The sequence below is a fragment of the Verrucomicrobiota bacterium genome, assembly GCA_037139415.1.
Lineage (GTDB): Bacteria > Verrucomicrobiota > Verrucomicrobiia > Limisphaerales > Fontisphaeraceae > JBAXGN01.
The window spans coordinates 1-6,547 of sequence record JBAXGN010000290.1 but is presented as its reverse complement, the minus strand read 5'-3'; the positions used below and the strand labels follow the sequence as shown (position 1 = coordinate 6,547).

Below are 6,547 nucleotides of genomic sequence, written 5' to 3'. Positions count from 1 at the left end.
AAATTGACAGAGCACGGCGAAAAAGGCAACTTTTATTTGCGGATAAGCACTTAATACCACGGCGGGCGGCACTATAAGTTACTACCTGCGCACCGGGACCAATACTTATGTGTATTACTGGGATCGGCCAGACTACGTCAATGAGTACACTTTGCTTGAATATTCCATCAACCTGGGAAGCACGTGGACGACGATCACCAATCACAGTCTGGTCATCTCCAACTGGACCCAGTTCCAGATGCCCATTCCGGCGGCGGCGCAAAGTCTGGCCACCCTGTTCCGCTGGCGCCAAATCGCCTATACGACCGGGAATTCTTACTATGGTGACAACTGGGCGTTGGAGGATGTGAACATCAACGCCACGCCGGTGCCGCCCGTGATCACTGCGGGGCCGTCCAATACCACGGCCATCCTTGGTAACACTATGGCATATAATGTGTCGGCCACCAGCACGACGCCCATGACGTACCAATGGTACTTCAGCGGCCAGCCGGTAAATACTGCCACCAATAACAGCCTCACGCTGCTAAACGTTACCTCGAATAATGCGGGCAACTATTTTGTGGTGGTAAGTAACATGGGTGGCTCGGCGACCAGCGGGGTGGCAACGCTAACCGTGGTGCCGCCGCCCAGCATTGTGGCGGTTCCCAGCCTGACGGCCACGCCGGGCACGGATTTGGTAGTGCCGGTGACCTTGGTCTCGCGCGGCACGGAGAACGTGGTCAGCTTCAGCCTGGCATTTGATCCGGCCCGCCTGAGCTTCCGACAAGTGACCATGGGGGAAGGGGCCACCTTGGCCTTCCCGACGTTCAACTCGTTACAGGCCAGCAATGGGCTGGTGGGCATCTCGCTGATGATGGATCCCGGCTTGGCATTTACCGCCGGCACGCAGGAAATTGCGCGGCTGACCTTTGCCGTGAGCGTGGTCGGTACCCCGACCCTGACGCCGTTAATCTTCACCAACACGCCGATCATTCAGGAGATCTCCAGTGTTGAGGGGCCAAAGCTGAGCAATGTGCTCTTTACCAACGCGCAGATCACCATCCCGGTGGTGGAGTTGGAAGGGGATATAACGGGCGACTACACCATTTCCTCTGCCGACGTAACGTTGGTGGGGCGGTTGGTGGCGGGGTTAGACCAGTTCACCAACGCCACGATGTTTCAGCGGGCCGATTGCGCGCCGCTCGCAACGTCGGGCGACGGCAAGTTGACGGTGGCGGACTGGGTGCAAGCGGTTCGCTTTAACGCCGGTTTGGATGCGTGGCGACCGGCGGGTGGTCCGACGGGCAGCATCAGCAAAGGCGACTTGGCCAAGGCACCGAAGGACGGCAAGTCGGCGAACCGGAAAATTTATGTGAACGACCTGCTGCTCCAGGCGGGGCAGACGAACGTGGTGCCGGTGTATTTGGAAACCCAAGGGGGCGAGAGCGCCTGTGGATTCAGCCTGATTTTCAATCCGGCGGTACTGAAATATGTTGGCTATACGACCGGTAGCGGAGCCAGCGGAGCCACGGTGCGTGCCAATACGAATCAAGCCACTGCAGGCCGGGTGGGCTTTGCGATGATGCTGCCGTCGGTGGGGCAGACTTTCCCGGTGGGCAAACTGGAGATGGTACAGGTGCGGTTTGAGGCGCGAACGGATGCCCGGGCCGACAGCGATCTGGCGTTTGCCAATCAGCCGGTGTATGTGGACCTGGCGGATGCGCAGGCGCAGAGTTTGGGGTTGGATATAACCAGCGGCAAGGCGTATATGCCGATGGTGCGGCCCGGGCGTTCGGCGGCCATTGGGGGAACCAATTGCCTGAGCTTCAGTTGGTCCACGGCCATGACCAACTATGTGCTGGAGATGGTGGACGGGCTCTCGGGCAAGACCTGGGGCGAAGTGCCCGTGACGGCGGTTACCAATGCCGGCAATGTCTCCCTGAACATCCCCCTCACCAATAAACAGGGCTTCTTCCGACTCAAGAAGCTGGGGCAGTGAGTTTTAACCCGAAATCCGAAGTTGCTCGCGGTGGTGTTGCTGTAGCGGGTTGGATCCCAAGTCATCGAGTCATTGTTTCAAAGTTATGAAGATGTAATTGACACACCACAAGGTTTGTGTTTCCCTCTGCCGGTCATGATTTGCATGGTTAAATTATTCGGAACCACTGGCCACGGCGGGAAGATGTTTCCCGGGACAACTATATTATGCCGCTGGTTGCCGTGTTGGTGACATAAATTGGTATGCGATGCTGAAAATGCCAGATCTCATCCCATCCGCGCTTCGTTTTGAGGAAATATGAACATAGATCAATACAATTCCGCGCCCGTTTTTTCCAGACGCGACGGGCCTTTGACTCCATCTGAGATTCAATGGGTTTACAGTGGCGTTGGCGCTGGAGTAACTGATGAGATGGGCGGCCCCAGAGTTGAAAAAGTCCGGAAATATTTTAGCTCACAAAAAAAGAAGTTAAAGATTCTGGACATCGGATGTTGTAACGGGGCTATTCTTAAGCAGTTTCGCGACCAGCACGAACTGCACGGTGTGGATATTTCGGAATTTCTGGTTCAAAAGGCCGTTGAAGTTGGGATGAACGCCAAGGTTCATGATACGATGCGAGGTCCGTTACCTTATGAGGATGGCAGTTTTGACGCGGTTTTTTGTGGAGAAACGATTGAACATCAAGTAGATACGGATTGGTTAATACTGGAGATGAACCGAGTCCTTCGGGTCGGGGGTGAACTGGTACTTACTTTCCCAAACATTCGCACGCCACTGGGCATCGCCATGATGCTGTTTTTCGATTTGCCACCGATGTTTGCCGCCCGATATCGCTCCTGTCATTTTCGGGATTTCACTTTGCGCACCATGAAAATGGTGCTTATCAGACATGGTTTCCGTCATAAACAGTCTATCGGCAGTTCTTTTTATCTTCCCAAAATAGGTGAGTTTTGGTCCGGGTTGGCCACGATTCTCCCCTCATGGTCCATGACTGTCATCACAGTGGCCACGAAGGTGGAAAATTCTAAATATACGCCCGCTGATTACAAAACCGATATCCGTTTATACTAAGCAGTTTTGTCATGAGTACGCGTAAAAGTTTTATCACCTTATTAACCTTGTTGCTATTGGTGATTTTGGTCTGCTTTTATCGCAGCTTTTTACCAGGGCAGGCGCTTTTTTCCAACGACGGCCCATTATCCATACAGAATACCGGTTTGCTATCCGCGCCTGCTTCCCTGTATGGCATTTGGTGGGATGTGAATTGGGTGGGTGCCTACAACGGCAATTTTTCGCCCAACTTCTTTGGATTGATGCTCGCGCTGCCGCCGCTCTGGTTTAACAACCTGCATTTGCCGATAGCCATCCTGTTTTTGGGAATGTGCGCCTGGCTTTTTTTTCGGCAGGCCGGTTTTGGACCCACTGTGGCTATTCTCGCGGCGTTGGCAGCCGCCTTGAATGGTAATTTTTTTTCCAACGGCTGTTGGGGACTTTCCACTCGGGAGACCTGCCTGGGCATGACCTTTTTGGCCATGGCGGCCATCGCCAGTCCCGGACACTGGATCGCTAAAAGCATTCTGGCCGGTTTTGCCGTGGGGTTATCCATTTCCGAAGGGGCCGACAATGGTGCAATTTTCAGCCTGTTTGTGGCGGCTTATGCCACGGCTCACGCTGTGCTGGAAGCGGATGGTTGGGCCACAAAAATTCTCCGGCACGGCGTGCGCATGATACTCATTGTGGTAGCCGCCGTCGTCATGGCCTTTCCCAGCCTGAGCGCGTATATGGGCATCTCCATTACCGGCGTCGCCGGTATGGAGGAAAAACAACAAAGCAAGGAGGCTCGTTGGGATTGGGCCACCCAGTGGAGTTTGCCCAAATTGGAAACCCTGCGGGTGATTATCCCTGGCCTGTTTGGATACCGTCTGGATACTGGAGACGGTGGCAACTATTGGGGAACCGTGGGCCAGCAACCCGGCTGGGAGCAGCACCATCAGGGGTTCCCGCGTCACTCCGGGTCGGGCGAATATGCCGGGGTATTGGTGGCGCTGTTGGCGGGGTACGGTGTGGCGCAATCGCTTCGTAAAAAAGGCGGGGCCTTCACTCCGGTTGAAAGCAAAATGGTTTGGTTTTGGGCCGCCATGGGCGTGATCTCTTTGCTACTCGCTTGGGGGCGACACGCGCCATTTTACCATCTTATTTACATCCTGCCATATTTTTCTGCCATCCGTAATCCTATGAAGTATATGCACCCGTTTCACATGGTGCTGATGATTCTGTTCGCGTATGGCCTGTTAGCTTTGGCCCGACAGTATCTGTCCAACCCCAAAGGGGCTGCGACCTCGCTGACTGAGCACATTCAGGCTTGGTGGTCCAAAGCGGTTTCGTTTGAAAAACGGTGGGTTTACACGATGGCGGGGTTGGTGGCATTCAGTGTGCTGGCGTGCCTCATGTATTATGCCTCCCAAGGTGACTTGATTAAATTCCTGACTCGAACTGGCTTCACGGAAAATGATGCCAAAGCCATTGCGCTTTTCAGCGTTAAAGAAGTGGGGATGTTCATCCTGTATTTGAGTGTTTCATCGGCGCTGGTGTTTGTCATCATGAGCGGGGCGTTCGCTGGGGGACGCACGAAGTGGGCTTGGATGTTGCTCGGATTTATTCTATTGACTGACCTCATGCGCGCGAATTCGCCATGGATACGCTACTTCAATTATCAGGAGCGGTACGCCACCAACCCATGGCTTGACTTGCTGCGAGACAAGCCGTACGAGCACCGGGTCGCCATGCCGCCCTTCCAAATTCCGGGACAAAACTTCGCCATCTTGCAACAGCTCTACCACGTTGAATGGCTTCAGCACCACATGCCCTACTACCGTGTCCAATCCTCGGATGTATCGCAGGAGCCGCGGATGCCCGCCGATAAACTGGCCTATCGCTCCGCCATTGGGAACAATATCGTTCGTTTATGGGAGCTGACCAATACCCGTTACCTTTTCGGCCTGGCGCAGGGATTTGTCGAAGGATTGAACGCCCAATTAGACCCCGGCCGCAACCGGTTTAAAGTGGTCATGCCATTCACCGTCTCTATGTATCCCGGCAAGGATAACATCATGCTCGTGGAAACCAATAAAGAAGGGCCCTTTGCCTTGATCGAATTCACCGGGGCGTTGCCACGCGCGAAACTGTATTCAAGCTGGCAGGTTAGCACCAATGACCAGGATACTTTGAAAAAACTGGCCGATCCGGCGTTTGATCCGGCGCAGACAGTATTGGTGGCAAACCCGATTAATCCCCCCATGGGTGGTGCCGTCAGCAATGCCGGTCTGGCCACCGTGATCCATACCGCTTATGCACCCAAACGCGTCGAACTCAGCACGCAAGCCTCGGTGCCTACCGTTTTGCTTTTGAACGACAAATTTGATCCGTTCTGGAAGGTCAAGGTGGACGGTCAGCCCGCCACCGTATTACGCTGTAATTTCATCATGCGTGGCGTGCAACTCCCGCCTGGCCATCATACCGTTGTTTTCCAGTTATCCCCTAAAATCCCCAGCCTGTGGGTCATGCTGAGTTGCGAGATTGTTGGGCTGTTGCTTTTGATCTACCTGTTCATGACGCGCAACAATCGCACGAGTACAACAGGGACATAATATTAATCTATGCAGAAGTTGGGCGAATAAGTTGGACGGTCGAAAAATATCAGCAGCCGCGATGTTTGAAATACGTCGCCAAGAAGTCGCCTCGGTTCAAAACGGGCAAAGTTCTAAATTGAGGATGAAGCGGGGATCCGTTCCGATCATCATAGCGATACCACTTGAGGGATACGGGGGGAAACGCCCAGACCACCAGTAAACCGCGGAAAAGAAGATACACCTTTGTGGATATGGGTCCGTTAGCTTACCAGAAGAGATAGGTTGGATCGGCTGGAATCATCCCCATGGTGGAAAAGTTATCGGGGAACTTGAAGAATTGTACATGAAAATCCCCAAACAAGGTCACCATGATCCGTTTCCCAGGTGGATTATGCCAAACCCCGTGGGGATCATTTACATCATGGTTGCCTTGCCACGGCCAATCCGCCATCAGGATTTTGTTTGAAGGCGCTTGGGCAATTTCGGAAAGGCGTCTGGGGGGACAGGCGGGAACGTATTTGCCCAGGCTCCCAGTGATGCCTAGCACACGAAAACCTGTGGCATCCGTCCATTGCATTAAATAACTGTTACCCCAACCCTCCCAGCTACTGTTGGGAACGGCAGCTAGTGGACTGCCGTGATCAGCCGGACAATGGAAAACTTCCACAGCTTGGACATATGCGTTCAATGGCCGGTTGGTTTCCCATTCCTGCCCGCCATAGGAGAAGGCATTGCCGCCCGTGTAGGGAGTCGCTTGGCGGCGTCCACCGCCACCTCCCCAACCGTTATAGGTCGGAAATCTATCCTCGTTATCATCACAATACATTTGGATGGCTATCCCGATTTGTTTCTGATTACTAATACATTTGGTCTTTTGGGCTTGGTGTCAGCGGGCAGTCAAAACCAGCCACGCGTGGGCAGAATTGAAAATTCAAAA

General features: G+C 53.7%; 4 protein-coding genes and 1 pseudogene. 4 read left to right on the top strand and 1 reads right to left on the bottom strand.

Features of this window, described 5'->3' with window-relative positions:
• Positions 1-61 precede the first annotated feature (61 nt).
• From WCO56_28355 to WCO56_28340, 4 genes and pseudogenes are all read left to right on the top strand, one after another.
• A pseudogene (locus tag WCO56_28355) lies at positions 62-343 on the top strand (hypothetical protein).
• 3 nt (positions 344-346) lie between these two features.
• Positions 347-1,981: an immunoglobulin domain-containing protein gene (locus WCO56_28350; protein ID MEI7733515.1), complete on the top strand. Its 1,635-nt coding sequence runs from the start codon at positions 347-349 to the stop codon at positions 1,979-1,981.
• A gap of 297 nt (positions 1,982-2,278) precedes the next feature.
• Complete coding sequence (locus WCO56_28345; GenBank protein MEI7733514.1) at positions 2,279-3,052, top strand: class I SAM-dependent methyltransferase; 774 nt, start codon at positions 2,279-2,281, stop codon at positions 3,050-3,052.
• Positions 3,053-3,063: 11 nt separating this feature from the next.
• Positions 3,064-5,628, top strand: coding sequence for a hypothetical protein (locus tag WCO56_28340; protein ID MEI7733513.1), 2,565 nt, complete (start codon positions 3,064-3,066; stop codon positions 5,626-5,628).
• Between the two features lie 247 nt (positions 5,629-5,875).
• Here the strand turns inward: WCO56_28340 and WCO56_28335 are convergent, their stop codons facing one another.
• Positions 5,876-6,436: a prepilin-type cleavage/methylation domain-containing protein gene (locus tag WCO56_28335; protein ID MEI7733512.1), complete on the bottom strand. Its 561-nt coding sequence runs from the start codon at positions 6,434-6,436 to the stop codon at positions 5,876-5,878.
• Positions 6,437-6,547: the final 111 nt, after the last annotated feature.

Excerpts from the sequence above, each read along its gene's own strand:
- WCO56_28345 (MEI7733514.1), top strand. The coding sequence starts at position 2,279 with ATGAACATAGATCAATACAATTCCGCGCCCGTTTTTTCCAGACGCGAC.
- WCO56_28340 (MEI7733513.1), top strand. The coding sequence starts at position 3,064 with ATGAGTACGCGTAAAAGTTTTATCACCTTATTAACCTTGTTGCTATTG.
- WCO56_28335 (MEI7733512.1), bottom strand. The coding sequence starts at position 6,436 with ATGTATTGTGATGATAACGAGGATAGATTTCCGACCTATAACGGTTGG.